General features: G+C 60.7%; 25 protein-coding genes and 1 pseudogene. 15 read left to right on the forward strand and 11 right to left on the reverse strand.

Features of this window, described 5'->3' with window-relative positions; all coding sequences use genetic code 11:
• Positions 1–19 precede the first annotated feature (19 nt).
• A pseudogene (locus BSF40_RS32890) lies at positions 20–97 on the reverse strand (hypothetical protein); the annotation flags it as partial.
• A gap of 209 nt (positions 98–306) precedes the next feature.
• On the opposite strand from BSF40_RS32890, the gene BSF40_RS00310 reads away from it, so the two are divergent.
• From BSF40_RS00310 to BSF40_RS00320, 3 genes are all read left to right on the forward strand, one after another.
• On the forward strand, positions 307–909 hold the full coding sequence (locus BSF40_RS00310) for a hypothetical protein (protein WP_095963685.1): 603 nt from the start codon (positions 307–309) through the stop codon (positions 907–909).
• A 120-nt stretch (positions 910–1,029) separates the two neighbouring features.
• Positions 1,030–1,707, forward strand: coding sequence for a response regulator transcription factor (locus tag BSF40_RS00315; RefSeq protein WP_095963686.1), 678 nt, complete (start codon positions 1,030–1,032; stop codon positions 1,705–1,707).
• Complete coding sequence (locus BSF40_RS00320) at positions 1,704–3,050, forward strand: ATP-binding protein (protein WP_095963687.1); 1,347 nt, start codon at positions 1,704–1,706, stop codon at positions 3,048–3,050. Before BSF40_RS00315 ends, BSF40_RS00320 begins: the two co-directional genes overlap by 4 nt.
• Positions 3,051–3,201: 151 nt before the next feature.
• Here BSF40_RS00320 and BSF40_RS00325 read toward each other — a convergent pair whose 3' ends face one another.
• Positions 3,202–4,200, reverse strand: a complete 999-nt coding sequence (locus tag BSF40_RS00325) for an AraC family transcriptional regulator (protein WP_095963688.1) — start codon at positions 4,198–4,200, stop codon at positions 3,202–3,204.
• 337 nt (positions 4,201–4,537) lie between these two features.
• On the opposite strand from BSF40_RS00325, the gene BSF40_RS00330 reads away from it, so the two are divergent.
• The gene (locus tag BSF40_RS00330) at positions 4,538–5,872 is read left to right on the forward strand and encodes a dicarboxylate/amino acid:cation symporter (protein WP_095963689.1); all 1,335 of its coding nucleotides are present in this window, start codon (positions 4,538–4,540) and stop codon (positions 5,870–5,872) included.
• A gap of 144 nt (positions 5,873–6,016) precedes the next feature.
• On the forward strand, positions 6,017–7,198 hold the full coding sequence (locus tag BSF40_RS00335; protein ID WP_095963690.1) for a CaiB/BaiF CoA-transferase family protein: 1,182 nt from the start codon (positions 6,017–6,019) through the stop codon (positions 7,196–7,198).
• A gap of 120 nt (positions 7,199–7,318) precedes the next feature.
• On the opposite strand, the gene BSF40_RS00340 is transcribed toward BSF40_RS00335, so the two are convergent.
• Positions 7,319–7,813, reverse strand: a complete 495-nt coding sequence (locus tag BSF40_RS00340) for a SprT family zinc-dependent metalloprotease (protein ID WP_007980095.1) — start codon at positions 7,811–7,813, stop codon at positions 7,319–7,321.
• A gap of 157 nt (positions 7,814–7,970) precedes the next feature.
• Positions 7,971–8,573, reverse strand: a complete 603-nt coding sequence (locus BSF40_RS00345; protein ID WP_015096459.1) for a Yip1 family protein — start codon at positions 8,571–8,573, stop codon at positions 7,971–7,973.
• Positions 8,574–8,855: 282 nt separating this feature from the next.
• Between BSF40_RS00345 and ttcA the strand changes: the two genes are divergently transcribed.
• Both ttcA and BSF40_RS00360 read left to right on the forward strand, forming a co-directional pair.
• Complete coding sequence (gene ttcA / locus BSF40_RS00350) at positions 8,856–9,680, forward strand: tRNA 2-thiocytidine(32) synthetase TtcA (protein WP_095963691.1); 825 nt, start codon at positions 8,856–8,858, stop codon at positions 9,678–9,680.
• A gap of 129 nt (positions 9,681–9,809) precedes the next feature.
• Complete coding sequence (locus BSF40_RS00360; protein WP_095963692.1) at positions 9,810–10,484, forward strand: DNA-3-methyladenine glycosylase I; 675 nt, start codon at positions 9,810–9,812, stop codon at positions 10,482–10,484.
• A 94-nt stretch (positions 10,485–10,578) separates the two neighbouring features.
• Here BSF40_RS00360 and BSF40_RS00365 read toward each other — a convergent pair whose 3' ends face one another.
• From BSF40_RS00365 to arsC, 3 genes are read right to left on the reverse strand one after another with little or no spacing between them, the layout of a single operon-like run.
• On the reverse strand, positions 10,579–11,004 hold the full coding sequence (locus BSF40_RS00365; RefSeq protein WP_095963693.1) for a DUF2069 domain-containing protein: 426 nt from the start codon (positions 11,002–11,004) through the stop codon (positions 10,579–10,581).
• Position 11,005: 1 nt separating this feature from the next.
• The gene (gene wrbA / locus BSF40_RS00370; protein WP_095963694.1) at positions 11,006–11,602 is read right to left on the reverse strand and encodes an NAD(P)H:quinone oxidoreductase; all 597 of its coding nucleotides are present in this window, start codon (positions 11,600–11,602) and stop codon (positions 11,006–11,008) included.
• Entirely contained in the window at positions 11,599–11,952 is a 354-nt protein-coding gene (gene arsC / locus BSF40_RS00375) for an arsenate reductase (glutaredoxin) (protein WP_095963695.1), read from the reverse strand. The genes wrbA and arsC overlap by 4 nt, the downstream gene beginning before the upstream one ends.
• Before the next feature lie 114 nt (positions 11,953–12,066).
• On the opposite strand from arsC, the gene BSF40_RS00380 reads away from it, so the two are divergent.
• Complete coding sequence (locus BSF40_RS00380; protein ID WP_095963696.1) at positions 12,067–12,534, forward strand: TlpA disulfide reductase family protein; 468 nt, start codon at positions 12,067–12,069, stop codon at positions 12,532–12,534.
• 190 nt (positions 12,535–12,724) lie between these two features.
• On the opposite strand, the gene BSF40_RS00385 is transcribed toward BSF40_RS00380, so the two are convergent.
• The 4 genes from BSF40_RS00385 to BSF40_RS00400 all read right to left on the reverse strand — a co-directional run bounded on the left by BSF40_RS00385 (position 12,725) and on the right by BSF40_RS00400 (position 17,487).
• Positions 12,725–13,129 carry an META domain-containing protein gene (locus BSF40_RS00385; protein ID WP_095963697.1) on the reverse strand — a complete coding sequence of 135 codons (405 nt, stop codon included), beginning with the start codon at positions 13,127–13,129 and terminating at the stop codon, positions 12,725–12,727.
• Entirely contained in the window at positions 13,129–13,563 is a 435-nt protein-coding gene (locus tag BSF40_RS00390) for a hypothetical protein (RefSeq protein ID WP_015096451.1), read from the reverse strand. The genes BSF40_RS00385 and BSF40_RS00390 overlap by 1 nt, the downstream gene beginning before the upstream one ends.
• A 77-nt stretch (positions 13,564–13,640) precedes the next feature.
• Positions 13,641–14,633: a 2-hydroxyacid dehydrogenase gene (locus BSF40_RS00395; protein ID WP_095963698.1), complete on the reverse strand. Its 993-nt coding sequence runs from the start codon at positions 14,631–14,633 to the stop codon at positions 13,641–13,643.
• 100 nt (positions 14,634–14,733) lie between these two features.
• Positions 14,734–17,487: a response regulator gene (locus BSF40_RS00400; RefSeq protein ID WP_095963699.1), complete on the reverse strand. Its 2,754-nt coding sequence runs from the start codon at positions 17,485–17,487 to the stop codon at positions 14,734–14,736.
• A 215-nt stretch (positions 17,488–17,702) separates the two neighbouring features.
• Here BSF40_RS00400 and BSF40_RS00405 point away from each other — a divergent pair, with 215 nt between their 5' ends.
• The 7 genes from BSF40_RS00405 to BSF40_RS00435 all read left to right on the forward strand — a co-directional run bounded on the left by BSF40_RS00405 (position 17,703) and on the right by BSF40_RS00435 (position 26,208).
• Positions 17,703–18,422: a response regulator transcription factor gene (locus BSF40_RS00405; RefSeq protein ID WP_095963700.1), complete on the forward strand. Its 720-nt coding sequence runs from the start codon at positions 17,703–17,705 to the stop codon at positions 18,420–18,422.
• Positions 18,412–19,833: a sensor histidine kinase gene (locus BSF40_RS00410; RefSeq protein WP_095963701.1), complete on the forward strand. Its 1,422-nt coding sequence runs from the start codon at positions 18,412–18,414 to the stop codon at positions 19,831–19,833. Before BSF40_RS00405 ends, BSF40_RS00410 begins: the two co-directional genes overlap by 11 nt.
• Before the next feature lie 223 nt (positions 19,834–20,056).
• Positions 20,057–20,959 carry a cysteine synthase CysM gene (gene cysM / locus BSF40_RS00415; RefSeq protein WP_015096444.1) on the forward strand — a complete coding sequence of 301 codons (903 nt, stop codon included), beginning with the start codon at positions 20,057–20,059 and terminating at the stop codon, positions 20,957–20,959.
• Positions 20,959–22,311, forward strand: coding sequence for a 23S rRNA (uracil(1939)-C(5))-methyltransferase RlmD (gene rlmD, locus BSF40_RS00420; RefSeq protein WP_095963702.1), 1,353 nt, complete (start codon positions 20,959–20,961; stop codon positions 22,309–22,311). The genes cysM and rlmD overlap by 1 nt, the downstream gene beginning before the upstream one ends.
• Positions 22,312–22,433: 122 nt before the next feature.
• On the forward strand, positions 22,434–24,677 hold the full coding sequence (gene relA, locus BSF40_RS00425) for a GTP diphosphokinase (RefSeq protein ID WP_015096442.1): 2,244 nt from the start codon (positions 22,434–22,436) through the stop codon (positions 24,675–24,677).
• Between the two features lie 126 nt (positions 24,678–24,803).
• Positions 24,804–25,637, forward strand: a complete 834-nt coding sequence (gene mazG / locus BSF40_RS00430; protein ID WP_095963703.1) for a nucleoside triphosphate pyrophosphohydrolase — start codon at positions 24,804–24,806, stop codon at positions 25,635–25,637.
• Between the two features lie 28 nt (positions 25,638–25,665).
• Positions 25,666–26,208, forward strand: a complete 543-nt coding sequence (locus tag BSF40_RS00435) for a DUF2058 domain-containing protein (protein ID WP_015096441.1) — start codon at positions 25,666–25,668, stop codon at positions 26,206–26,208.
• Positions 26,209–26,382: the final 174 nt, after the last annotated feature.

Here is a 26,382-nt window from a genome sequence, read left to right on the forward strand (position 1 = left end):
GTTGGCTTGGGACTGGGTAGTAGCAGATGGCGGCGATTTTATGTGGATCGGTCTGCGGTTGTCTTTTCAGTAGTTCGAGCCCGGCCTGGAACCTTGCGCTGGGATGGCAGCCTGGCTGAGCCCGCTCAAGGCCAGCAGAAGGGCAGCGAAGAACATGCGCAGGGTCGGGTCTCCTGTTGAAACGTGTCGAAACATTCGGGAAAGGGCGGTTCAGCTCAGGTTCAGAGTGCGTTCAGGGGGAGTTCAGGGCGCGGTGCGTAACCTTGCCCCGTACCCAAAAAACAACGGAACATGAGGTAACTCGCAATGACTGCATTCAAAAAACTGCTTCTGGCATTCACGGTTCTGAGCGCAAGCACCGCAGCCTTCGCCTCCGACGACAACTTCGCCAGCCTTACTCTTGGGCAGACCAGCGACAAGATCAAAAAATCCCACGCCCTGAACGACAACCTCAATCACCCGAACGCCGATGGTGTGATCGGCAAGGACACCACCTGGGGTGTTCGTCTGGGCCAGCAGAACAGCCAGGGCCGTTACTACGCCACTTATGACAACGTGTCGGGCTCGCACAACGGCATTAAACTGCGTCAGGAAAACCTCCTGGGCAGCTACGATCTGTTCTACCCGGTGGGCGGCAGCACCAAATTGTTCGGCGGCGCCACGGCGGGCCTGACCAAAATGACCCAGGAGTCGCCAGGCTTCAGTCGCGACAGCAATATTGGCTATGCCGTCGGTGGCCAGGTGGGTGTGCTGCAACAGGTTTCGCAGAACACCTCGGTTGAACTGGGTTACCGTTACCTGCGCAGCAACGCCAGCACCGAGATGAGTGAGCGCGGTGGCAGCAAGCAGGGTTCGCTGGACCTGACCAGCAGCGCCCAGACTTACCTGTCCGCCAACTACGCTTTCTGACAAGCGTTTCGTGAACGGCCTGCGCCGGATCAGCCCGAGTGACTGATCCGGCGTTGCCCTGTTAGCCATTGAGGTGCGACGTTGTGCCTCTGGAGATGTTGATTTGCCCGGGAGAGCGTTATGAAACTGCTGGTTGTCGAAGATGAAGCGTTGCTGCGTCATCACCTGCAAACCCGCCTGACGGAGAGCGGCCATGTGGTCGAGTCCGTGGCCAACGCCGAGGAGGCGCTGTACCAGACCGCGCAATTCAACTTTGACCTGGCGGTGATCGACCTCGGTCTGCCGGGCATGAGCGGGCTCGACCTGATCCGCCAGTTGCGTTCAAGTGGCAAGGTCTTCCCGATCCTGATCCTCACCGCGCGTGGCAACTGGCAGGACAAGGTTGAAGGCCTGGCCGCCGGCGCCGACGATTACGTGGTCAAGCCGTTTCAGTTCGAAGAGCTGGAAGCTCGCCTGAATGCCTTGCTGCGCCGCTCCAGCGGTTTCACCCAGTCGACCATAGTCGCCGGTCCCTTGCTGTTGGATCTCAACCGCAAGCAGGCGTCCCTCGACGAGCAGCCGCTGGCACTGACCGCGTATGAGTACCGCATTCTCGAATACCTGATGCGCCACCATCAGCAAGTGGTGCCCAAGGACCGCTTGATGGAACAGCTCTACCCGGATGACGACGAGCGTGATCCGAATGTGATCGAGGTGCTGGTCGGCCGTCTGCGCCGAAAACTGGAGGGACCGGGCGGATTCAAGCCGATCGATACCGTGCGCGGCCTGGGTTACCTGTTCAATGAGCGTTGCACTTGATCCGTTCGCTGCGCATTCGCTTGATGCTCGCCGCCACGCTGTTGGCGGTGTTGTTCATGCTGGCGTTGCTGCCGGCGATGCAGGGTGCCTTCAGCCTGGCGTTGCAGGACTCCATCGAGCAGCGTCTGGCATCGGACGTGACTACGTTGATCTCCGCCGCCCGGGTGGAGAACAACAGCCTGCAGATGCCGGCGCAATTGCCCGACGAACGCTTCAACCTCACCGATAGCCGACTGCTTGGCTATATCTATGACCGTGAAGGGCGTCTGGTCTGGCGCTCAAAGGCGACCCGGGAAGAGCGCATCAATTACAAGCCACGCTATGACGGACGTGGTAACGAGTTTGCGCGCATCCGCGAAGCCAACGGCCAGGAGTTCTTCGTCTATGACGTCGAGGTCAAGTTGCTTGGCGGCAAAAGTGCAGCCTTCAGCATCGTGGCGTTGCAGCCGGTTCGCGAGTACGAACTAACCCTCGAGGGCCTGCGGGAAAACCTCTATCTGGGTTTTGGTGCGGCTCTGCTGGTGCTGTTGGCGTTGTTGTGGATCGGCCTGACTTGGGGTTTGCAGGCATTGCGGCGCTTGAGCCAGGAGCTGGACCAGATCGAAGGTGGCACCCGCGAAAGCCTCAGCGAGGAACATCCCAGGGAATTGCTGCGCCTGACCGGTTCCCTCAACCGCTTGCTGCACAGTGAACGTGAGCAGCGCAGTCGCTACCGTGATTCCCTCGACGACTTGGCCCATAGCCTGAAAACGCCCCTGGCGGTGTTGCAGGGCGTCAGTGAAGACATGGCCCAGCGTCCCGAGGATCGCGATCAGGCCTGGGTGCTGCAAACCCAGATCGAGCGCATGAGCCAGCAGATCAGTTACCAGTTGCAGCGCGCCAGTCTGCGCAAGAGCGGTCTGGTACGTCATCAGGTGCACTTGCACCCGGTGCTGAAAAGTCTGTGCGACACGCTGGACAAGGTCTATCGCGACAAGCGCGTGCACGTTGCGTTCGACCTGCCCGACCCGTGCCATGTACCGATCGAGCAGGGTGCTTTATTGGAAATGATGGGTAACTTGCTGGAAAACGCCTATCGCCTGTGCCTCGGCGAAATACGCATCAGCGTGCGTGAAACCCTCAGCGGCACCGAGTTGTGTGTCGAGGACGACGGCCCCGGCGTACCGCTGGATCAGCGCGCACGGATTCTCGAGCGCGGCGAGCGGCTGGATCGTCAGCATCCGGGGCAGGGCATCGGTCTGGCAGTGGTCAAGGACATCATCGAGAGCTACAGCGCCCAGCTGACCCTGGGGGATTCACCGATGGGCGGGGCGGCGTTCCGGATTCACTTTCCGGTGGTTTGACCGGAGTCTGATAGTGCTTCTACTGGCCTCTTCGCGAGCAAGCCCGCTCCCACCTTCGACCGCGTTCCCTCTGCCGGAACAGGGCCAAATGTGGGAGCGGGCTTGCTCGCGAAGAGGCCAGTGAAGACAGCAAAAAAATCGGCCTTGAAATTCAGTGTTCCTGCGCCCGATAAGCCCCCGGTGTCAGCCCGGTCCACTTCTTGAACGCCCGGTGAAACGCCGACGGTTCGGAAAACCCCAGTTGCTCGGCGATCTGTTGCAACGACAGGTCAGCGCGGCTCAGGTGGTAAATCGCGATGTCCCGGCGCAACTGGTCCTTCAGTTCCTGAAAGCTCGAACCCTCTTCCCGCAAATGCCGGCGCAAGGTTTGCGGGCTGATGTGCAAGTGCGCGGCCACGGCTTCCAGGTCGGGCCAGCGTGAACTGTCGCGGCTGAGCAAGCGCCGCAAGCGGCTGCTCAAACTGTCGCCATCATCCGGGCGCGAGAGCAGGTCGGCGGGGGAGCGCTCGAGGAAATGCTTGAGGGTGCGCTCATCCTGCAACAGCGGCATGGCCAGGTAGCGGCTGTGAAACAACAGGCTGCTCTGGGGGCTGGAAAACTCAAGCGGGCAGGAAAACAGCAGGTCGTACTCGGCGCCGTGTTCCGGTCGGGAGTAGCTGAACCTGGCCTGCTCCAGGCGAATGCGCTGGCCGATCAGCCAGCTGCCGAAACGGTGCCAGATCACCAGCAGAGCTTCGGTCAGAAAGTGGTCCGGGTCCCAAAACTGCGAGTCGTCCAGGCTCAGGCGGACCCATTCGTCCTCGTGAGTCAGGGTCAAGCGTGGAGCCCCGGGGAATAGGCTGTAAAACAATAAGCCGCGATTGAGTGCCTTATCCAGGCTGCGGCAGTGGATCACGGCATGGCACATCATCGCGAAACTGCCCGGTCTGCTCGGGGCTTGCCCGAACCCCAGGTACTCGTCGTCCAGTGCCAGCCATAAGGCCTGAATCAGTTGGGTGAATTGCTCTGGAGCGATGCGCGCCCGGGGTTCATCAAGCAACTCGGGGCTGATCCCCAGTTGTTGTAGCAGGCCCGAGTAATCGTAGCCGTGCCGACGCGCACCACCGAGGGCGGCGAGGGCGAAATGACTGGCGATGGTGCGTTCGCGCATGGCAGCAGGCCTGACCGTTGAACGACGGATGGTAGCTGCGCACTGCGGGCATGAACAGGGCGGATATCCGCCAAATTGCAGGACGACTTTTAGTGGAAGGGCGGAAATCCGCCACATGCATCTAACCGTTCGGTGACAGGGAGTTTGCTGCGACCCTGATATCAAAAGGCATGCAGGGATTTTACGGAAGGTGGCACGGGCCTTGCGATACAACGTCCAGAGGCCTGCCGTTGCGCAGCTCGAAAAAACAAATCCCTCCAGTGCAGGAGGGTTCGCAATTGCGGTGTTGCGGGCAACAGATGGATGTTGTCACCGGGCACCCTTGAGGAACTTTGCAATGACGACTCGTCAGCCACTGTACAAATCCCTGTATTTCCAGGTGATCGTTGCAATTGTCATCGGTATCGCCCTCGGTCACTACTATCCACAGCTCGGTGTGGCCGTTAAGCCACTGGGCGACGGGTTCATCAAGCTGATCAAAATGATCATCGCCCCGATCATCTTCTGTACCGTTGTCAGCGGCATCGCCGGCATGCAGAACATGAAGTCCGTCGGCAAGACCGGTGGTTATGCGCTGCTGTACTTCGAAATCGTGTCGACCATTGCCTTGCTGGTCGGTCTGGTCGTGGTCAACATCGTGCAGCCAGGTAATGGCATGCATATCGACGTCGCCACCCTCGATGCCTCCAAGGTTGCCGCTTATGTGGCGGCCGGTGCCGACCAAAGCGTCGTCGGCTTCCTGCTGAACGTGATCCCTAGCACCATCGTCGGCGCCTTCGCCACCGGCGACATCCTGCAAGTGCTGATGTTCTCGGTGATCTTCGGTTTCGCCCTGCATCGCCTGGGTGCCTACGGCAAGCCGCTGCTGGACTTCATCGATCGCTTCGCCCACGTGATGTTCAACATCATCAACATGATCATGAAGCTCGCGCCCATCGGTGCCTTTGGTGCCATGGCGTTCACTATCGGTGCCTACGGTGTTGGTTCGCTGGTGCAACTGGGTCAACTGATGGCGTGCTTCTACATCACTTGCCTGCTGTTCATCCTGATCGTGCTGGGCTCCATCGCCCGCATGCACGGTTTCAGCGTGTTGAAAATGATCCGTTACATCCGTGAGGAGCTGCTGATCGTGCTCGGTACTTCTTCTTCGGAATCGGTGCTGCCACGCATGCTGATCAAGATGGAGCGTCTGGGCGCGCAAAAATCCGTAGTAGGCCTGGTGATCCCGACCGGTTACTCGTTCAACCTCGACGGTACTGCGATCTACCTGACCATGGCCGCGGTGTTCATTGCCCAGGCCACCGATACGCCCATGGACATCACGCACCAGATCACCCTGCTGGTGGTGTTGCTGCTGTCTTCCAAAGGCGCTGCGGGTGTGACCGGTAGCGGTTTCATCGTACTGGCTGCAACGCTGTCCGCCGTCGGCCACCTGCCGGTTGCCGGCCTGGCGCTGATCCTCGGTATCGACCGTTTCATGTCCGAAGCACGTGCCCTGACCAACCTGATCGGTAACGCCGTGGCGACCATCGTTGTGGCCAAGTGGGTCAAGGAACTGGACACTGACGTGCTGCAAGCCGAACTGGCTTCGGGCGGGCGCGGCATTGCCGACGAGCCTAAAGACGATGTTTTGGGCCACGTCGAAGAGGTAGCCCCGGCTAGCGCCAGGTAAGCCTTGTCCTGATGAAAAACCCGCTTCGGCGGGTTTTTTCATGTCTGGCGTTTGAGCGTAACGGTCACTGCACGTGGCGCATAAGGTGATTGCTGCAAAGTGATCGGCTGCCTAGGCTGGAGGCATCGTTAGAGGAGAACGTTCATGCTTGGTCCATTGGCATCACTCAAGGTTCTGGATTTCTCGACACTGCTGCCGGGGCCGTTCGCCTCGTTGCTACTGGCGGACATGGGCGCCGAAGTGCTGCGCATCGAATCACCGACCCGCATGGATCTGCTGCGGGTGTTGCCGCCCCACGATCAAGGGGTGTCGGCCAGTCATGCCTACCTCAACCGCAACAAGCGCAGCCTGGCCTTGGATCTCAAACAGCCTGAGGCGCTGGATGTCATCAAGCAGCTGTTGCAGGACTACGACATCGTGCTGGAGCAATTCCGCCCCGGTGTCATGGAGCGACTGGGGCTGGGGTATGAGGCCCTGAAGGCGATCAACCCAAAACTGATTTATGTGTCGATCACCGGCTACGGCCAGACCGGCCCCTACAAGGACCGCGCCGGCCACGATATCAACTATCTGGCCTTGTCCGGGCTGGCGAGTTACACCGGCCGAACCGACAGTGGGCCACTGCCGTTGGGCATGCAGGTGGCGGATGTCGCCGGTGGTTCGCTGCACGGGGTGATTGGCTTGCTGGCGGCGGTCATCGCCCGGCAGCAAACCGGTCAGGGCCAGCACCTGGATGTCAGCATGACCGACTGCGCGTTCAGCCTGAATGCGTTGGCGGGTGCCGGATACCTGGCTTGTGGTGTCGAGCCGGGGCCGGAAAACCAGGTGCTCAATGGTGGCAGCTTTTACGATTATTACCGCACCCGGGATGGGCGCTGGCTGTCGGTGGGCAGTCTGGAGCCGGTGTTCATGAAGCAGTTGTGCACGGCGTTGGGGCTGGAGGAACTGGCTGAGCTGGGCCTGTCACCGCAACCGGCGCATCAGAAAAAGCTGAAAGACGCGCTGAAGGTCGAATTCGAAAAGCATGATTTTGCCGAGTTGCGTGCGCTGTTCGCGGAACTGGATGCGTGCGTCGAACCGGTGTTGAGCCTGGGAGAGGCGCTGTGTCATCCGCAGTTGCAGGCGCGGGAGTTGGTGACCGATGTGCCGCGGGGCGATGGCTCAACCCAGGCGCAGATGGCGTGCCCGTTGAAATTTTCGCAAGGGTTGCCTGAGCCGAAGCATATCGGCGCGGCGCTGGGGCAGCATACCGATCAGGTGTTGGGGGAGTTGGGGTTTAGCGTTGAGCGAATTGAAGAGCTGCGGAGTAGCAAAGTGATTCTTTAGTGTTTGTACTGGCCTCTTCGCGGGCAAGCCCGCTCCCACAGGGGACCTCCGGTATGGCTTAGATCGAGTGTGGGAGCGGGCTTGCTCGCGAAGAGGCCAGTACAGCCACCGCAAATCTCGCTACTCGACCCGCATCTCCCCACTGAACACCAAGGTGTTGCGACACCGCCGGCACAGATACCGCCGTCCTTGCCGCACCAGGCTGTGGCGCTGGGCCGAGAACGGGAAGTCGCTGTCGGCGCACGGGCATTTGTAGATGTAACGGGTCACGCTGCGGCGTTTGACGTCATAGGTGTGGCAGCGGTTGGGTGGCAGTTCGTATACGCCACGCATGATCAATTGCCACTCTTCGCCATGGGGCTGGATGCGGTCGCCGAACAGTTGGTGGGCGATCAGGTGCGCGACTTCATGGGCCACGGTCTGCTTGAGGAAATCCTCGGTATTCTCCCGGTACAGCTGCGGGTTGAAGCGCAGCAGATTCTCGTGCAAATGCGCGACACCGGCTTTTTGCCCACGCAGCTTGAGGCTCACCACGGGGCGCTTGAAAGGTCGTTTGAAAAAGGATTCGGCTAGTTGGAAACAGTCTTCGACGCGGGAATTGAGTTGCTCGGGCATGCTTGATGGATCTCCAGAGCGCTCGAGTATGCCGCAACCCTCGGGCCGTGCGAATCACCAGGTTGCCGAATGGTCGTGGACTTTCTCCTTGCTGAAGAATGAAAAGGCCGCCTCGCGGCGGCCTTGATCGGCATTTCTGACTTTCGGTGATGGGCGGCTAATTGGTGTAGACCGGCCCTACGCCGAGTCCCCAGACAATCACAGTGAACGCCATGATGGCGACCAGCACCACCAGGCCTACGGCGAGCACTGAACTTGAAAACAGGAAGCCCTCGTCAGATGGAATGTTCATGAACGTCGGTAAGCCCACATACAGCAAGTACACCGTGTAGCAGATGGCTGCGGTGCCGACGATCATCCCCAGCCACAAGTGCGGGTACAAGGCCGCGAGGCCGCCGATGAACAAGGGGGTCGCGGTGTAGGTTGCAAACGCAATGCAGCGGGCCAGGCTTGGGTTGGCGTCATAGGTGCGGGCCATCCAGTGAATGAATGCGCCCATTACCGCTACACCCCCGAGCATCGCCAGGTACGACATGACCGTCATCCATATCGCGCTTTCTACGGTCAACATCACGGGAGGCCGATTGCCGATGACCCAGCCGACCTGTGTGGTGCCAATGAAGGCAGACACGGCGGGGATGGCCGCCAGGATCAGCGTATGGGTCAGGTACATGTGGCTGATGCTTTCCTCCTGGTCGCCACGGATTTCTTTCCATTCTTGGTCAGGGTGGGTGAAGAGCCCCACTACGTGATGGATCATGCCAGTCACTCCTCTTGTCTTTACCGTCGCCCCCCAGTGGAGCGCCTACGGGCCAATGCGGCCAAGCAAGTCACAGGTCTGAAATATGTAAGCGACCTTATGTCGCAGTATAGGGAGGAGTTTCCCCAGAGGGTGTAGGGGCTTTAGAGCAAATTGCGCTGTAAACCCGGTTGTTAATCGCTGCAGGGTCTGTAGTGAGCTAGAGATGTTGCCCCCTCGCCACAAGTGCAAAGAATTTGCGTAAAATGCCCGCCTTTCGTCACACCTCACGGATTTCGCGTCATGGGCACTCTCACGGTCAACCAGAACAAACTGCAAAAGCGCCTTCGCCGACAGGCCGGTGAGGCGGTTGCCGATTTCAACATGATTGAAGACGGCGACAAGGTCATGGTCTGCCTGTCCGGTGGCAAGGACAGCTACACCATGCTCGATGTGCTGATGCACTTGCAGAAGGTCGCGCCGATCAAGTTCGAGATCGTGGCCGTGAACATGGACCAGAAGCAGCCGGGCTTCCCGGAGCACGTGCTGCCGGCCTACCTGAAAGAACTGGGGATCGAGTACCACATCGTCGAGAAAGACACCTATTCGGTGGTCAAGGAGCTGATTCCGGAAGGCAAGACCACGTGCTCGCTGTGCTCGCGCCTGCGTCGCGGCACGCTCTACACCTTCGCCGATGAAATTGGTGCGACCAAGATGGCCCTGGGTCACCACCGCGACGACATCGTCGAAACGTTCTTCCTGAACATGTTCTTCAACGGTTCGCTCAAGGCCATGCCGCCGAAGCTGCGCGCCGACGATGGTCGTAACGTGGTGATCCGCCCGCTGGCCTACTGCAACGAAAAAGACATCCAGGCCTACTCGGACTTCAAGCAATTCCCGATCATTCCGTGCAACCTCTGTGGTTCCCAGGAAAACCTGCAGCGTCAGGTGGTCAAGGACATGCTGCAGGACTGGGAACGCAAGACCCCGGGCCGTACCGAGAGCATTTTCCGCAGTCTGCAGAACGTGATCCCGTCGCAACTGGCGGACCGCAATCTGTTTGACTTCACCAGCCTCAAGATCGACGAAAGCGCCGCATCGCGCTTCGTCAACGTGGTCAACCTCTGATTAAAGCTGTGGGAGCGGGCTTGCTCGCGAAGGCGTAGTGTCAGTCGACGTCAATGTTGAATGATGCACCGCCTTCGCGAGCCAGCCCGCTCCCACATTTGTTTTTCGTTTCAATCCTCAGGAGAGGGCATGCGCGATTACAAGTGGCTCAATGAATACTGCCTGAACCGCTTCGGTTCGGCGGCTGAACTGGAAGCCCATCTGCCCGTTCCCAAGACTCCCGCGCAACTGCGCAAGATCAGCGACGATCGCTACCTCTCGATGATGGCGCTACGGGTATTTCGCGCCGGGCTCAAGCACAGCCTGGTGGACGCCAAGTGGCCAGCCTTCGAAGAGGTGTTCTTCAGGTTCGACCCGGAAAAAGTCGTGCTGATGAGCGCCGAGCACCTTGAGCGGCTGATGCAGGACACACGGATCATCCGTCACCTGGGCAAGCTCAAGAGTGTGCCGCGCAATGCGCAGTTCATACTGGACGTGGCCCATGAAAAGGGCAGCTTCGGCGAACTGATCGCCGACTGGCCGGTGACCGATATCGTCGGGCTCTGGACCTTCCTGAAAAAACGCGGACATCAGTTGGGTGGCCTGTCAGCCCCGCGCTTCCTGCGGATGATCGGCAAGGACACCTTTGTGCCGAGCTACGACGTGGTCGCGGCTTTGAATGCACAGGACATCATCGACAAGGTGCCGAGCAGCCTGCGCGACCTGGCGTTGGTGCAGGACGTGTTCAACCAGTGGCATGCGGAAAGTGGCGGGCGGCCGATGAGTCAGATTTCGATGATGCTGGCTTACACAGTGAATCATTAAGACCGAGTCGCCCCCTTCGCGAGCAAGCCCGCTCCCACATGGGATCTGTGTCGTTCACAAATTCCCCTGTGGGCTTGCTCGCGAAGGCATCAGATCAGGCGGCGGAGGGCCCGCCTTCGCCCGCCAGCTTGCGGTTCAACTGATAACGCCAGCGCACATACAGCAGTGCCGAGCAAAACACCGCCAGGCTTGCGCCCATCTCCAGCAAACCGAAGATTTGCCGGTTCGGGTCATAAGCGGCCAAAGCACCCTTGATGAAATACAGGTTCACCACAAAGCACATCCATGAATGCCCGCGAGGACTGCCGATGATCATGCCCGGCGCCAGTATCAGCAGTGGCACCAGTTCGATCAGCAGAATCACCCATGGCCGGGCGCCATGCAGGTCGGCGATCAGCAGGTAGTAGACGCACAGCAGTCCCACCAGCCCCAAAAAGCACAGCAGGCTGATGACACGCATCGCCCGCACCCGAGGCTCGAGCCAGTCAATGGCAGGGAGTATCTTCGGCTTCCTGGCCATTTCAGTTCTCCAGTTTCTGTGCAGTCTTGGCCAGGCGCATGCCCAGCGCGCGGCACAGCGCCACTTCATGGCTATCCAGGCCGCTTTTGCCATCGGCACCGGCGTGGTGGCTGGCGCCGTAGGGTGTGCCGCCGCCCTGGGTTTCCAGCAGTGCCGATTCGCTGTAAGGCAGGCCGGTGATCAGCATGCCGTGGTGCAACAACGGCAACATCATCGACAGCAGGGTCGTCTCCTGGCCGCCGTGCAGGCTCGCGGTGGAGGTGAACACGCCGGCCGGTTTACCCACCAGGGCGCCGGTCAGCCACAGGTTGCTGGTGCCGTCGAGGAAGTACTTGAGCGGTGCGGCCATATTGCCGAAGCGGGTCGGGCTGCCGAGTGCCAGGCCGGCGCAGTTCTTCAGGTCGTCGAGGCTGGCATACAGCGCGCCTTCGTCGGGAATCTGCGGCGCAACGGCTTCGCACTCGGTGGAAATCGCCGGCACCGTGCGCAGGCGGGCCTCAAGCCCGGCCTGTTCGACGCCACGGGCGATCTGCCGGGCCATTTCGTTGGTCGAGCCGCTGCGGCTGTAGTACAGAACCAGAATGTACGGTGCACTCATGGCAACAGTTCCAGGATCTGCTCCGGTGGGCGACCGATGACGGCTTTGTCACCGACTTCGAGAATCGGTCGCTCCATCAGTTTCGGGTGGGCGGCGATGGCGCTAATCAATTGCGCTTCGCTCAGGCTGCTGTCGGCCAGATTGAGAGTCTTGTACTCGTCCTCGCCGGTGCGCAGCAGTTGCCGCGCGCTGATCCCCAGCTTGCCCAGCAGGCGCTGGATTTGCGAGGTGTCCAGCGGAGTGTCCAGGTAACGCACCACGGTCGGGGTCAGGCCACGGGCTTCTAGCAGTTCGAGCGCACCGCGGGATTTCGAGCAGCGCGGGTTGTGATAAAGCGTCAGATCGGTCATGAGCGGTTCGCATCTTGCGTAAGGTGGCGGCTATTCTAACTGTGCAGCGCGCAATCCAGAACCGTGAGAGGCGATGGGTCGCAGGCGCATTCAATTTTTGACAAGGAACACGACATGACAAGGCGACTGGCAGCAGCATTGGCGATCATCGGAGCGTTGATGCTGGGGGGCTGCGGGAATGACTATGGCATCGACCAGAATGGTCAGAAGATCGCCGCCGATCGGCTGGACGGCAAATGGCTGGTGCTCAACTACTGGGCAGAATGGTGCGGGCCCTGCCGTACCGAAATCCCGGAATTGAACACCCTGGCCGAGCAACTCAAGGACAAGAAAATCGGTGTGTTCGGGGTTAACTTCGACAACGTCCAGGGTCAGGAACTGAAGGACGCGAGCGAGAAACTGGGGATCAAGTTCACGGTGTTGGCCCAGGACCCTGCCGAATTGTTCGAATTGCCGCGCAGCGAGGCATTGCCGGTGACGTACATCATCGATGACAAGGGCAAGGTGCGTGAGCAGTTGATGGGTGAACAGACGGCGGCGGGGGTGATGGCGAAGCTTGAGGCGTTGCAGGCTAAAAACTGATGTCTTCACTGCGGTGAGCGGGCTTTTGTGGCGAGGGAGCTTGCTCCCGCTCGACTACGAAGTAGTCGCAAAACTGTTCTGCACAGTGAGACTGACAAAATGAGGTGACTGGGTTTAGGGCTGCTTTGCAGCCCAGCGGGAGCAAGCTCCCTCGCCACAGTCATTCATCAGGATGCAGAAGAGGAGGCGATCAACCTTCCTCAAGCCACCAACGCAGCGGCTTGCCTTCGGCTGGCCAGAAGCGGATCTGCTCGATTGGGGAGACATCCCAGCGCTGGACGTTTTCCAGGGCCTGCAGGAAGCGTTTTTCCTGCTCCATCAGCGCCGGCGCGCACAGTTTGCGGGTGCTGCCGATTTTGCCGAAGGTCAGTTTGTCGCCCTCCAGGGTGTACGGCGCGAACCAGTGGTTGCAGCCGCCATTGCCGTAGGCCCGGCCATCTTCACCGAGCGTGATGGTCAGGTGGCTGTAGTCCATCAGCGGCCGCTCGCCGATCCACTCCAGGATGTAGCTGCGATTGTGTTCAAGCTGCACCGGCTCGGCGGCGCAGCCCAGCAGGCTGGCACCGGCCATCGCGCTCAGAGCGAGGCGTTTCATCACGCGGGCTCCTGGCATTTCGGGCACAGGTGTTTCTCGCCGACGGTAGTCCAGCCCAGCTCGGCAATTCTTGCGGTGGCGGCAGGTTTTTCCGCCTTGTTGCCTAGCTTGGCGTCGACGGCGAACTCGAAGCTCAGCGCTTTGGCGCAGCTGTCGCAGTTCACTTGCCAGGTATGGATCGCCAGTTCGCCGAACACCGGACCGCTGGCCACCGCGACCCATTGGCCGGGCGGATTGATCAGGTGGCGAACCGTTTCGACGGTCAGGCGCATGGACAAGTCCTTGGCGCCCTTGAGGGTCACGACCAGCACGTCGTTGTTGCGAATCGAGCCACCGTTGCCGGTGACCTGATAACGCCCCGGCACCAGGGCGCGGCATTCGGTGAGGGTGTGTTGCGGGTTCATCAGGCTGTAGCGGAAATCGTGTTCGACCATGGGTCCTCCAAATATGCGCGATATGCTAGCACGGGCTTGCATGCCGCATCGCGCAGGCCGATGACCTTCGATCCGTTTCAGTCGCCCGTGACCAGGTTTTCCGGCGTGCCCGCCACCCAGGCGGCGATGTTGCGCAATGTGGTGGTGGCAATCGCGTCCAGCGCTTCGTGGGTCAGAAAGGCCTGGTGCGCGGTGACGATCACGTTAGGAAAGGTCAGCAGCCTGGCCAGCACATCGTCTTGCAACGGCAGGTCGGAACGGTCCTCGAAGAACAGTTGCGCCTCCTCCTCATACACATCCAGCCCCAGATAGCCGAGGCGACCGTCTTTCAACGCGTCGATCAGCGCCGGGGTGTCCACCAGGCCGCCACGCCCGGTATTGATCAGCATCGCGCCCGGCTGCATGTGGGCCAGTGATTCACGGTTGATCAAGTGCTTGCTCTGCTCGTTGAGCGGGCAGTGCAGGCTGATGATCTTCGATTCGGCCAGCAGTTGCGGCAGGCTCAGGTAGCGCGCGCCCAAGGCTTCGACCTGCGGGTTGGGGTAGGGGTCATAGGCCAGTAACCGGCAGCCAAAACCGTTCATGATCCTGGCGAATGTGGCGCCGATCTGCCCGGTGCCGACCACGCCGACCGTCTTGCCCACCAGGTCGAAACCGGTCAGCCCTTGCAGTCTGAAATCCCCATCGCGGGTGCGGTTGCAGGCGCGGGGCAAGCGGCGGTTGAGTGCGAGGATCAGCGCCACTGCGTGTTCGGCCACGGCGTGAGGCGAATAGGCCGGGACGCGCACGATGGCCAGTCCCAGACGTTTTGCCGTTGGCAAGTCGACGTGGTTGTAACCCGCCGAGCGCAGGGCGATCAGGCGCGTGCCTCCAGCGGCCAGGCGCTCGAGCACTGCCGCACCGAGGTCATCATTGATGAACGCGCAGACCGCTTCATACCCTTGGGCGAGCGCTACCGTGTCGAGGCTCAGGCGCGCAGGCTGAAATTGCAGCTCGATGCCGGCCGGTTGCCCGACCGCGAGAAAGCTGTCGATGTCGTAGTTCTGGCTGCTGAAAAGAATCGTACGCATGATTTCCTCTTTGCCTCGTTCCTGTAGGCGCTGGCTTGCCAGCTTCTACAGAGTAGGTGGTGAGCTTACGCCGATATTTGATTCCCACGATTGCGCTGCATCAAGCGTTCATTCGTGCGTGAGCTGCCAGGCGATTGATCGCCCGGTCGAGTTCATCGAGTGCCACGCTGGCTTTCGGGTCCTGTTGCTTGAGCAGGGTTTCGCTGCGTTGGCAGGCCGCACGCAATTGCGGTACGCCGCAATAACGCGTCGCGCCATGCAGCCGATGGACCCGTTCGATCAGGGCGTTGTGGTCATTGCTCTGCTGAGCCAAGCGGATGGCTTCGCGGTCAGCCTCCAGAGACGCGAGCAGCATCGCCAGCATGTCTGCGGCCAGATCAGCCTTGCCCGCGGCCAGGCGCAATCCTTCCTCGTGGTCGAGCACCAACAGGTCATGGGCACCGCCGTGCCCGTCGCCGGAGCGCTCCGGGCTGTGATTGCGCAATGCCAGGCCACTCCACTTCAGTACCACCTGGGCCAGTTGTCGTTCGCTGATCGGTTTGGTCAGGTAGTCGTCCATGCCACTTTGCAACAGTGCGCGTTTTTCGTTGGCCATGGCGTGGGCGGTGAGGGCCACGATCGGCAACGGCGTGCAATGCCGTTCGCTTTCCCACTGGCGAATTGCCTCGGTGCTCTGGCGACCGTCCATGCCGGGCATCTGCACGTCCATCAATACCAGATCGAATGTCTCGTTCTGTACCGCCTTGACGGCGGCATAACCGCTTTCCACCGCGAGCACCTTGGCGCCCATGTCTTCGAGCAGGGTCTGCACCAGCATCAGGTTGGCCGGATTGTCATCGACGCACAGCACCTTCGGTGCACGGCTGGACACCGGTTCGCCCGGCTCGCTGCGCATCGGGCGCGGGCTGACCAGGTCAGACAGGGAGCGTCGCAGTTTGCGGGTACAGGCCGGTTTCGCCTGGAGCTGGCTGTGGGGGTTGGGCACGGAAAGGTGGAACAGCGTCTGTTCTGTGGTCGGGCACAGCACCAGCACTTTGCAGCCAAGATGCTCGAGGTCCCAGATGTGCTGGTTGAGGCGTTCCGGCGGCATGTCGTTGCTGGTGATACCGAGCACGGCGAGGTCGATCGCCTGATCGGTCTGGTGGGCGGCGGTGACGCCATTGGTCAGGCTTTCCAGGGTATTGAACGGCGTGGTGCTCAGGCCACAGTCTTCCAATTGATGCTGCAACGCCTGCCGGGCCAGTTCGTGGTTTTCCAGGACCGCCACCCGACGCCCGAGCAAGGGCGCGGCGGGCAGGTCTTCGGCATCGTCGCGGGCTTTCGGCAGGCTCAGGCTGATCCAGAATTCCGAGCCTTCCCCGGGGGTGCTGTCGACGCCGATCTCGCCGCCCATCTGTTCGATCAGGCGTTTGGAAATCACCAGGCCCAGGCCCGTGCCGCCAGGTTGCCGCGACAGCGAGTTGTCGGCCTGGCTGAAGGCCTGGAACAGGGCGCGCACGTCCTGGTTGGACAGACCGATGCCGGTGTCCTGGATGCTGATGCGCAGTTGCACGCTGTCTTCGTGCTCTTCTTCGAGCATGGCGCGGGCGATGATGGTGCCTTCGCGGGTGAACTTGATGGCGTTGCTCACCAGGTTCGTCAGGATCTGCTTGAGCCGCAGCGGGTCGCCGACCAGGGACAGCGGCGTGTCCCGGTACACCAGGCTCACCAGTTCCAGCTGCTTGGCGTGGGCGGCGGGGGCGAGGATGGTCAGGGTGTCTTGCAGCAGGTCGCGCAGATTGAACGGAATATGGTCGAGCACCAGCTTGCCGGCCTCGATTTTCGAGAAGTCGAGAATCTCGTTGATGATGCCCAGCAGGCTGTCGGCGGATTTTTCGATGGTTCCCAGGTAGTCGAGCTGGCGTGGGGTGAGCTCGCTTTTTTGCAACAGGTGGGTGAAACCGAGAATGCCGTTGAGCGGCGTGCGGATTTCATGACTCATGTTGGCCAGGAATTCGGACTTGATCCGGCTCGCTTCCAGGGCTTCCTTGCGCGCCAGGTCCAGTTCGATGTTCTGGATCTCGATGGTTTCCAGGTTCTGGCGCACGTCTTCGGTGGCCTGGTCGATGCTGTGCTGCAATTCTTCCTGGGCGTTTTGCAGGGTGCCAGCCATGCGATTGATGCCGGAGGCCAGTTCGTCCAGCTCCTGGCTGCCGAGGGGCGGCAAGCGGGTTTCCAGATGGCCGTCCTTGAGTTGGGCTACGGCCTGCTTGATCTGGCTCAGTGGCCGGTTGATCGTACGACCCATGCGCAGGGCCAGCAGTGCCGCACCGATCAGTCCGGCTGCGATCAGCATCAGGCTGGCGAACAGGCTGCGGTAACCGCGCAACAGCATACTGTTATGAGACAGCTCCAGTTCGACCCAGCCCAGCAGGCGGTCGGCTTCCTCGGGAATCACGTCTCCGGCCAGGTTGCGGTGTTTACCGAACACCGGCAGAAGATAGCGGGTCGCATCGTTGCCACTGCGGCGCAGCATCTGCATGCCGCTGCCGGAAGGCGTCTGGTTGAGCATGGTCGGGCCGGCGTGGGCCAGCAGCGTGCGGTCGGGAGACAGGAAGGTCACGGCCCGTACGTCAGTTTGTTCCAGGGCCTGGGTGGCGATGCGTTCGAGCAGTTCGTTGTCCTGATGGCCCATGGCTGGCGCCGCCAGGGGAGCCAACTGCTCGGCGATCATTTCGCCGCGCTGCATGAGTTGGGTTTGCAGGTCAGCCTGTTGCATCCAGGTAAAATACCCCCCCAGCACCAACGCCATCAGGCTGGTTGGCAACAGGGTCAGCAACAGCACGCGGCCTTTGATTCCCAGTTTCTTGAGCACGCCTCTCTCCTGCATCCCGCTGTTCATAGACCTGCACATATATCCGTCGTGCAGCACTTGCGCAGTGTAGCGATTTGCTCGCGGGCAATCTTCGTAAAAATGCGGCTGCCGTTCGTCGGCCCGCGCAGGTCATTGGCGATACAGCCAAGCGGTGGGTTGCCCCTGGCGAGGCAATCTTGAATAATCATTCAACTGAGAATTGTTTGCAGATAGTCATGACTCCCATCACTGCCGGTCTCCCCCGAATCCTGTCCATCGAAGACGACCTTGTGCTCGGCGCCTACGTTCATGAGCATCTGGACCGCAGCGGCTTCCAGGTGACCTGGTGCCAGAACGGCCAGGAAGGCCTGGACATGGCCCGGCGGCAACCTTTCGACGTGGTGCTGATGGATATTCTTCTGCCGGGCTTGGACGGTCTGGCGGTGCTGACCCAATTGCGCCAGAGCCATACCACCCCGGTGTTGCTGATGTCAGCCCTCGGTGCCGAGGCCGACCGCATCAGCGGCTTTCGCCTGGGGGCCGACGATTACCTGCCAAAGCCCTTCAGCATGGTGGAGTTGCGGGTGCGCATCGAAGCCATTCTGCGGCGGGTGGCCCTCGACCGCCGCCCGGTCCCCGCAGTGCCAGCCCCTTCGATGGACAGCCTGCGTTTCGACGATGAAAGCTTCGAGGTGTTTTATGGCGAGCAGGCGGGCGGGCTGACCCGCAGCGAGTACCGATTGCTGGAGACACTGCACCGCAACGCCGACGAAGTCTTGAGCAAAGCCTTCCTTTATCAGCAGGTGCTGCAGCGCGGTTACGCGGCCCATGACCGCAGCCTGGACATGCACATCAGCCAGATCCGCCGCAAGCTAAAGGCCATTGGCTACACCGAATGTGAAGTGCGCACCGTCTGGGGCAAGGGTTACATCCTGAGCGCCGCCGATGAAATGTAACTTGCCGGGCAGGCATTCGCTGTTCTGGAAACTGGCCTGTCTATTGGTCGCGTTCTGTCTGCTGATGATCTGGTTGAGTTGGTCCTGGGGCCGTTACATGGAACAGCGCAACCAGTTCCTCTCCGATGAGGCCCGCGGCACCCTGACGCGCTACGCTGCCGAAGCCGAGCAGGCATGGCAGCAGCGCCAGAGCGCCGGTGTCGATGACTGGCTGCAGAGCATGCATCAGCGGGAAAAAGGCTGGGTCGGTGTCATCGACGGTGATTTGCAGTCCTTGAGCAATCAGTCGCTGACGGACAAGGAAGTCGAACGCCTGACTTTTTTACGCGGCCTCGATTGGCCCATCCACAAGAAAGGCCGGCCGTGGATGCGCATACCGTTTCCCGGTGACTCGTCCGCCGGCAGCCTGGTGATCGAGTTGCCCGAACGCTTTCTGCCTGGACAATACCGGGTGTTCTGGCGGGTGATCACCAACGGCGTGATTCCGGGGCTGTTCACTTTGCTGCTGTGCGTCGGGCTCTACCGTTTGCTGGTGGTGCCACTCAACCACTTGCGTGAGCAGGCCAATGCCTGGCGTGCCGATCAACTGAGCGTACGGCTCTCGAGCCGGACCACCAATCGTTCGGATGAACTGGGTGAGCTGGGCAGGGCGTTCGATCACATGTCTGAACGCCTGCAAAGTACCGTGGCCTTGCAGCAGCAACTGCTGCGCGACCTGTCCCACGAATTGCGCACGCCCCTGAGCCGCTTGCGGGTGGCCAGTGAAAGCGAGCAGGGGCTGGAGCTATTGCGCGAACGTATCGGCCGGGAGGTCGATGGCATGCAGCGCCTGGTGGAAGACACGCTGCAGCTGGCCTGGCTGGACACCGAACGCACCCGCCTGCCCGACGAAGCGATCCAGATCCAGGCGCTGTGGGAGATGCTCACGGAGAATGCCTGCTATGAAAGCGGATGGCCTGATACTCGGCTGCAATGCACGGTGGATGCATCCTGCTGGGTGCGCGGTCATCTCAACACCCTGGCTCAAGCGCTGGAAAATATGCTGCGCAATGCGATTCGGCATTCGCCCGAGGGCGGTGTGGTCCACCTTGGCGGACAGTGCGAGGGTCAATACTGGCATCTGTGGCTGGAGGATCAGGGCGGCGGTGTGGCAGAAGCTGATCTGGAGCGGATCTTCCTGCCCTTCACACGCCTCGACGGTTCGCGGCCGGGGGATGGCGGGTTTGGATTGGGGTTGAGCATTGCCAGGAATGCGGTGCAGCGTCAGGGCGGACAGCTTTGGGCGCAGAACACCGGGATCGGTTTGCGTTTGAATATGCGGCTGTTGGCGGATGTCAGTAGCGTCAGTGCCGACGCCTTCGCGGGCAAGCCCGCTCCCACACTGACTGTGTTTGAACCGCGAAACCTGTAGTCACCCCAGCCCCTGTGGGAGCGGGCTTGCCCGCGAAGAGGCCCTCACTCCCACCACTGCAACCTCTGTTTTTCATGCTCCGAGTGGCACCGCCACTTACCGCTTGCAGCTCGAAGCTTGCCGCTTATTCCCATAAACCATAAGCACCACACTTTGCGTGATATGGCCTTCCGAGGTTTGCCGGTATGATAGGCGCCCCCGCAGTCTGGATTGCGAATACGCCATGACCTTGCAGTACCCAACCATCGCCGATTGCGTCGGCAACACTCCGCTGGTCCGTTTGCAGCGCCTGCCCGGCGCCACCAGCAATACCCTTTTGCTCAAGCTCGAAGGGAACAACCCGGCGGGTTCGGTCAAGGACCGTCCGGCGCTGTCGATGATCACCCGCGCCGAACTGCGCGGGCAGATCCACGCCGGCGATACGCTGATCGAAGCGACCTCGGGCAACACCGGGATCGCCCTGGCCATGGCCGCGGCGATCAAGGGTTACAAGATGATTCTGATCATGCCGGACAACTCCAGCGCCGAACGCAAGGCGGCCATGACCGCCTATGGCGCCGAGCTGATCCTGGTCAGCCAGGAACAGGGCATGGAAGGCGCCCGTGACCTCGCGCAGAAGATGGAAGCCGAAGGTCGCGGCAAGGTACTGGATCAGTTCGCCAACGGTGACAATCCCGAAGCGCACTACACCACCACCGGCCCGGAAATCTGGCGTCAGACCGAGGGCACCATCACCCATTTCGTCAGTTCCATGGGCACCACCGGGACCATCATGGGCGTGTCGCGCTACTTGAAAGAGCAGAACGACAACGTGCAGATCATCGGCCTGCAACCGATGGAAGGCTCGGCGATCCCGGGCATCCGCCGCTGGCCCCAGGAATACCTGCCGAAGATCTACCAGGCTGACCGCGTGGACCGGATCGTCGACATGGCCCAAAGCGAAGCCGAAGACGTGACCCGTCGGCTGGCCCGCGAAGAAGGCATTTTCTGTGGCGTGTCATCGGGCGGTGCCGTGGCGGCAATGCTGCGCCTGTCCAAAGAAGTTGAAAACGCGGTGATCGTCGCGATCATCTGCGACCGTGGCGACCGTTACCTGTCGACCGGCATTTTCGACGCGCCCAACTGATGGCCAAGCATGAAAGAGGCCTGCGCTTCCAGCCCACCGGTGGCAGCAAGGCCCCGCAAATCCCGACCGGCAAAAAGCAGCGCCTGACTATCGAGCGCCTGGCCAATGACGGTCGCGGCATCGCGTTTTTCGAAGGTCGCACCTGGTTCGTCATCGGCGCATTGGCCGGTGAGGAGATTGAAGCGCGTGTGCTCGGCGCCCACGGCAAAGTGGTCGAGGCGCGCACCGAACGGGTGTTCAAGGCCAGCGAATCGCGCCGCCCGGCACCGTGCGCCCATGCCGGCCGTTGCGGCGGTTGCAGCGTGCAGCATCTGCCTCATAACGAACAACTTGCCCTGAAACAGCGCATGCTCGCCGAGCAGTTGTCGAAGGTCGCGGGCGTCGAACCCGAAGAGTGGGCGCCACCTTTGAGCGGTGCGGAGTTCGCCTACCGGCGTCGCGCCCGCGTGGCGGTACGCTGGGACATGAAGGCGAAAAAACTCGAAGTCGGTTTCCGTGCCGCCGGCAGCCAGGACATCATCGGCATCGATGATTGCCCGGTGCTGGTACAGCCCTTGCAACCGATCATGACCCGCTTGCCGGAAATGCTGCGGCGCTTGAGCAAACCTCAGGCACTGGGGCACGTGGAGTTGTTCAGCGGCTCGACGCTGGCGGTTTTGCTGCGGCACATGGCACCGTTGTCTGAAAGTGACATGACCATCCTCAAGGATTTCTGCGCGTTCCATGAGGCCCAGTTGTGGCTGCATGGCGACGGTGAACCGCAACCGGTCGAGGCTGACCAGTCGCTGGGCTATCGTCTTGAACAGTGGGACCTGGAGCTGGCGTATCGGCCGGGAGATTTCATCCAGGTCAACGCTGGCGTCAACGAAGCGATGGTTGCCCAGGCGCTGGACTGGTTGAAGCCGAGGGCGGATGAGCGCGTACTCGATCTGTTCTGCGGCCTGGGCAACTTTGCCTTGCCGCTGGCCAAGGCTGCTCGCGAAGTGGTGGCAGTGGAGGGTGTGCAGGTGATGGTCGATCGGGCGGCGGCGAATGCGGCTAGCAACAATCTGCATAACGCGAAGTTTTTTCAGGCCGATTTATCCCAGCCTTTGACGGACGCCGAATGGGCCGCCGAAGGCTTTTGTGCGGTACTCTTGGACCCACCGCGTGACGGTGCTTTCGAGGTTGTGCGCAAGCTCAAGACCCTGGGCGCCGAGCGGTTGGTGTATGTGTCATGCAACCCGGCAACGCTGGCGCGCGACACGGTCGAATTGATCAAGCAGGGCTACCGGTTAAAACGTGCCGGGATTCTCGATATGTTTCCTCAAACGGCACATGTCGAGGCCATGGCGTTATTTGAAGCGAGCTAGGACGCTCGTCTGGTCCGACTGGCCCGCCCGTGCAGCCGCGCACCGAGCCCGACGTGGGCGCACAGGTAACGAAGGTCAGCGATTTGACGCATTGAATCTGCGTCGTAGGGAAGGTAAGCAAGATGGTACAGGTGAGAGCACACCAGCCGATCAACACTGACGGCAGTATCAATCTCGAGGCTTGGCTCGATCACGCGGTGAGTGTCGATCTGGCACTGGATCGCGAAGCCTTGAAGGAAGCCTGCGAGTACGCTCGCGAGGCCGAACAACAAGCCAATGCGGCACAGAATCTGTGGTCGGAAGGTAACTCGACTTTCCGTACCGGACTTGAGATCGCCGAGATCCTCGCCGATCTCAAACTCGACCAGGACTCTTTGGTCGCCGCGATCCTGTATCGAGGCGTACGCGAAGGCCAGATCAAGTTGCCGGCGGTCAGCCAGCGCTTCGGTCCGGTGGTGGCCAAACTCATCGATGGCGTGCTGCGCATGGCCGCGATCAGCGACAGCCTGAGCCCGCGCAAATCCCTGGTGCTTGGCACCCAGGGCCAGGTGGAAAACCTGCGCAAGATGCTGGTGGCCATGGTCGATGACGTTCGCGTCGCCCTGATCAAGCTGGCCGAACGCACGTGCGCCATCCGTGCGGTGAAAACCGCCGATGACGAAAAGCGCAACCGCGTGGCCCGTGAAGTCTTCGACATTTATGCGCCACTGGCCCATCGCCTGGGTATCGGCCACATCAAGTGGGAACTGGAAGACTTGTCCTTCCGTTACCTGGAGCCGGACCAGTACAAGCAGATCGCCAAGTTGCTCCATGAGCGGCGACTGGATCGCGAGCGCTTCATCAGCGACGTGATGAGCCAGCTGAAAAACGAATTGCAGGCCACCGGCGTCGATGCCGACATCAGCGGCCGGGCCAAACACATCTATTCGATCTGGCGCAAAATGCAGCGCAAAGGCCTGGAGTTCAGCCAGATCTACGACGTGCGTGCCGTTCGTGTGCTGGTGCCGGAAATGCGCGACTGCTACACCGCGCTCGGCATCGTCCACACCCTGTGGCGGCACATCCCGAAAGAGTTCGACGACTACATCGCCAACCCCAAGGAAAATGGCTATCGCTCGCTGCACACGGCGGTGATCGGGCCCGAGGGCAAGGTGCTGGAAGTGCAGATCCGCACCCATGCGATGCATGAGGAAGCCGAGCTCGGCGTGTGCGCGCACTGGCGCTACAAGGGCACCGACGTCAAGTCCGGTTCCAATCACTACGAGGAGAAAATCTCCTGGCTGCGTCAGGTGCTGGAGTGGCACGAAGAGCTGGGCGACATCGGTGGCCTGGCCGAACAGCTGCGGGTCGATATCGAGCCCGACCGGGTCTATATCTTCACCCCGGACGGCCACGCCATCGACTTGCCCAAAGGGGCGACGCCGCTGGACTTCGCTTACCGCGTACACACCGAAATCGGCCACAACTGCCGTGGCGCCAAGATCAACGGGCGCATCGTGCCGCTCAACTACAGCCTGCAAACCGGTGAACAGGTCGAGATCATCACCAGCAAGCACGGCACTCCGAGCCGTGACTGGCTGAACCCGAACCTGGGTTACGTCACCACGTCGCGGGCACGGGCGAAGATCGTTCACTGGTTCAAGCTGCAGGCTCGTGATCAGAACGTCGCGGCCGGTAAAACCCTGCTTGAGCGTGAGCTCAATCGCCTCGGTCTGCCGGCGGTGGATTTCGACAAGCTGGCCGACAAGGCCAACATGAAAACCGCCGAAGACCTGTTCGCCGCCCTCGGTGCCGGCGACTTGCGTCTGGCGCAACTGGTCAACCTGGCGCAGCAACTGGTCGAGCCGGAGCGCGGCAACGAACAGCTGGAATTGATTCCGCGCAAAGCCACGGGCTACAAACCGGGCAAGCGCGGGGATATTCAGATCCAGGGCGTCGGCAACCTGATGACCCAGATGGCCGGCTGCTGCCAGCCATTGCCGGGCGATGCCATCGTCGGCTACATCACCCAGGGGCGTGGCGTGAGCATTCACCGCCAGGACTGCGCTTCGGTGCTTCAACTGGCCGGGCGCGAGCCGGAGCGGATCATCCAGGTCAGTTGGGGGCCGGTACCGGTGCTCACCTATCCGGTGGACATCGTCATCCGCGCCTACGACCGTTCCGGTTTGCTGCGTGATGTGTCGCAAGTGCTGCTCAACGAGCGGATCAACGTGCTGGCGGTCAACACCCGCTCGAACAAGGAGGACAACACCGCGCTGATGTCCCTGACCATCGAGATTCCGGGGCTGGATGCGTTGGGGCGGTTGCTGGGGCGGATTTCCCAGTTGCCGAACATCATTGAAACGCGGCGTAACCGGACACCATAAGACATGTAGGAGCGAGCTTGCTCGCGATGGACGTTAACGATGACGCGAGCAATCAGGTTAAACGCGCCGTCCTCAGGTTCTTCGCGAGCAAGCTCGCTCCTACAAAGAGCGGGCAGAGATTGATCGATGTATTCACTTGAAGATTTGCTACACCTGATGAACCGCCTGCGCGACCCGCAGTACGGTTGCCCATGGGACATCAAGCAAACTTACGCCACCATCGTCCCGCACACCCTTGAGGAAGCGTACGAAGTCGCCGACGCGATCGAACGCGGTGACTTCGATCACTTGCAGGGCGAGCTGGGCGATCTGTTGTTCCAGGTGGTGTATTACAGCCAGTTGGCTCGCGAAGAAGGGCGCTTCGAATTCGTCGGCGTAGTCGACAGCATCACCCGCAAACTGATCCGCCGTCATCCCCACGTGTTCCCCACCGGTGACCTGTATGCGCCTCTGGATGTTCCGCGCCTGAGCGAAGAGCAGGTCAAGCAGCGCTGGGAAGAGATCAAGGCCGAAGAGCGCGCGGAGAAATCTTCGGCACCCGAACAGTTGTCGTTGCTCGATGACGTCCCCGCTGCATTGCCGGCGCTGTCGCGTTCGGCAAAATTGCAGAAACGCGCGGGGCAGGTCGGCTTTGACTGGCCGGACGCCTTGCCGGTGCTCGATAAAGTGCGTGAAGAGCTCGATGAAGTGCTCGAAGCCATGTCCGAAAACGATCCCGAAGCCGTGGCCGACGAGATCGGCGACCTGCTGTTTTCCGTGGTCAATCTGGCGCGGCATCTCAAGGTTGATCCGGAAACTGCACTGCGTGGTGCCAATGGCAAGTTTGAAAGACGCTTTCGTTTTATCGAACAGGCATTGCGCGATACCCGTCGTCCCATGGAAGATTGCACCCTCGAAGAGTTGGACGCCTTGTGGGGCGAAGCCAAACGTCAGGAAAAGAATTTGCCCAGCTGCGGTTGAGCCGTGGCCCAAGTGAGTAATAAGCACCATGAGCATTTCCCTTCGCGACCAGTTGCTCAAAGCAGGGCTGGTCAACCAGAAGCAGGCCAAGCAGGTCAGCAAAGACAAGCAGAAACAACAGCGACTGGCCCACAAAGGCCAGATCGAGCTGGATGACTCCCAGCAGCGCGCGGCGCAGGAAGCCATGGCCGAGAAGGTCAAGCGCGATCAGGAGCTCAACCGCCAGCAGCAGGAGAAAGCCGAGGCCAAGGCCCGTGCCGCGCAGGTCAAGCAACTGATCGAAGTCTCGCGCCTGCCGAAACTGACGACCGAGGATTACTACAATTTCGTCGACGACAAGAAGGTCAAGCGCATCTGCGTCAACACCCTGATGCGCAACAAGCTCAGCAGCGGATCGTTGGCCATCGTGCATCACGCTGGCGGCTACGAAGTGATTCCGCGCGAGGCGGCGCTGAAGATTCAGGAGCGTGATCCGCAGCGCATCGTGCAGCTCAATGTGCAGACTGAAGAGGTCATCGCCGAGGACGATCCGTACGCGGCCTATAAGATCCCGGATGACCTGATGTGGTAACAGCTTCAATGTTCTAGCGGGCTTACATGTTTGCTAGTACTTTGCATGATTTATACATTGAGCCCGAAAGATTGTATCGATACGATCTTTCGGGTTTTCTTTTGCCAGGAAATAATGTCTTTTTATAAGGGTGTTTGTGTCTTGAGAAAGAAAATGGAATGAACTTTAGTATCC

The sequence above is a fragment of the Pseudomonas sp. ACN5 genome (genome assembly GCF_002303975.1).
GTDB classification, from domain to species: domain Bacteria; phylum Pseudomonadota; class Gammaproteobacteria; order Pseudomonadales; family Pseudomonadaceae; genus Aquipseudomonas; species Aquipseudomonas laurylsulfatiphila.

Bases quoted from the DNA above. Each gene is read 5' to 3' on its own strand.
- BSF40_RS00310 (WP_095963685.1), top strand. From the start codon at position 307: ATGACTGCATTCAAAAAACTGCTTCTGGCATTCACGGTTCTGAGCGCA.
- BSF40_RS00315 (WP_095963686.1), top strand. From the start codon at position 1,030: ATGAAACTGCTGGTTGTCGAAGATGAAGCGTTGCTGCGTCATCACCTG.
- BSF40_RS00325 (WP_095963688.1), bottom strand. From the start codon at position 4,200: ATGCGCGAACGCACCATCGCCAGTCATTTCGCCCTCGCCGCCCTCGGT.
- BSF40_RS00330 (WP_095963689.1), top strand. From the start codon at position 4,538: ATGACGACTCGTCAGCCACTGTACAAATCCCTGTATTTCCAGGTGATC.
- BSF40_RS00335 (WP_095963690.1), top strand. From the start codon at position 6,017: ATGCTTGGTCCATTGGCATCACTCAAGGTTCTGGATTTCTCGACACTG.
- BSF40_RS00340 (WP_007980095.1), bottom strand. From the start codon at position 7,813: ATGCCCGAGCAACTCAATTCCCGCGTCGAAGACTGTTTCCAACTAGCC.
- BSF40_RS00345 (WP_015096459.1), bottom strand. From the start codon at position 8,573: ATGATCCATCACGTAGTGGGGCTCTTCACCCACCCTGACCAAGAATGG.
- ttcA (WP_095963691.1), top strand. From the start codon at position 8,856: ATGGGCACTCTCACGGTCAACCAGAACAAACTGCAAAAGCGCCTTCGC.
- BSF40_RS00360 (WP_095963692.1), top strand. From the start codon at position 9,810: ATGCGCGATTACAAGTGGCTCAATGAATACTGCCTGAACCGCTTCGGT.
- BSF40_RS00365 (WP_095963693.1), bottom strand. From the start codon at position 11,004: ATGGCCAGGAAGCCGAAGATACTCCCTGCCATTGACTGGCTCGAGCCT.
- wrbA (WP_095963694.1), bottom strand. From the start codon at position 11,602: ATGAGTGCACCGTACATTCTGGTTCTGTACTACAGCCGCAGCGGCTCG.
- arsC (WP_095963695.1), bottom strand. From the start codon at position 11,952: ATGACCGATCTGACGCTTTATCACAACCCGCGCTGCTCGAAATCCCGC.
- BSF40_RS00380 (WP_095963696.1), top strand. From the start codon at position 12,067: ATGACAAGGCGACTGGCAGCAGCATTGGCGATCATCGGAGCGTTGATG.
- BSF40_RS00385 (WP_095963697.1), bottom strand. From the start codon at position 13,129: ATGAAACGCCTCGCTCTGAGCGCGATGGCCGGTGCCAGCCTGCTGGGC.
- BSF40_RS00390 (WP_015096451.1), bottom strand. From the start codon at position 13,563: ATGGTCGAACACGATTTCCGCTACAGCCTGATGAACCCGCAACACACC.
- BSF40_RS00395 (WP_095963698.1), bottom strand. From the start codon at position 14,633: ATGCGTACGATTCTTTTCAGCAGCCAGAACTACGACATCGACAGCTTT.
- BSF40_RS00405 (WP_095963700.1), top strand. From the start codon at position 17,703: ATGACTCCCATCACTGCCGGTCTCCCCCGAATCCTGTCCATCGAAGAC.
- BSF40_RS00410 (WP_095963701.1), top strand. From the start codon at position 18,412: ATGAAATGTAACTTGCCGGGCAGGCATTCGCTGTTCTGGAAACTGGCC.
- cysM (WP_015096444.1), top strand. From the start codon at position 20,057: ATGACCTTGCAGTACCCAACCATCGCCGATTGCGTCGGCAACACTCCG.
- rlmD (WP_095963702.1), top strand. From the start codon at position 20,959: ATGGCCAAGCATGAAAGAGGCCTGCGCTTCCAGCCCACCGGTGGCAGC.
- relA (WP_015096442.1), top strand. From the start codon at position 22,434: ATGGTACAGGTGAGAGCACACCAGCCGATCAACACTGACGGCAGTATC.
- mazG (WP_095963703.1), top strand. From the start codon at position 24,804: ATGTATTCACTTGAAGATTTGCTACACCTGATGAACCGCCTGCGCGAC.
- BSF40_RS00435 (WP_015096441.1), top strand. From the start codon at position 25,666: ATGAGCATTTCCCTTCGCGACCAGTTGCTCAAAGCAGGGCTGGTCAAC.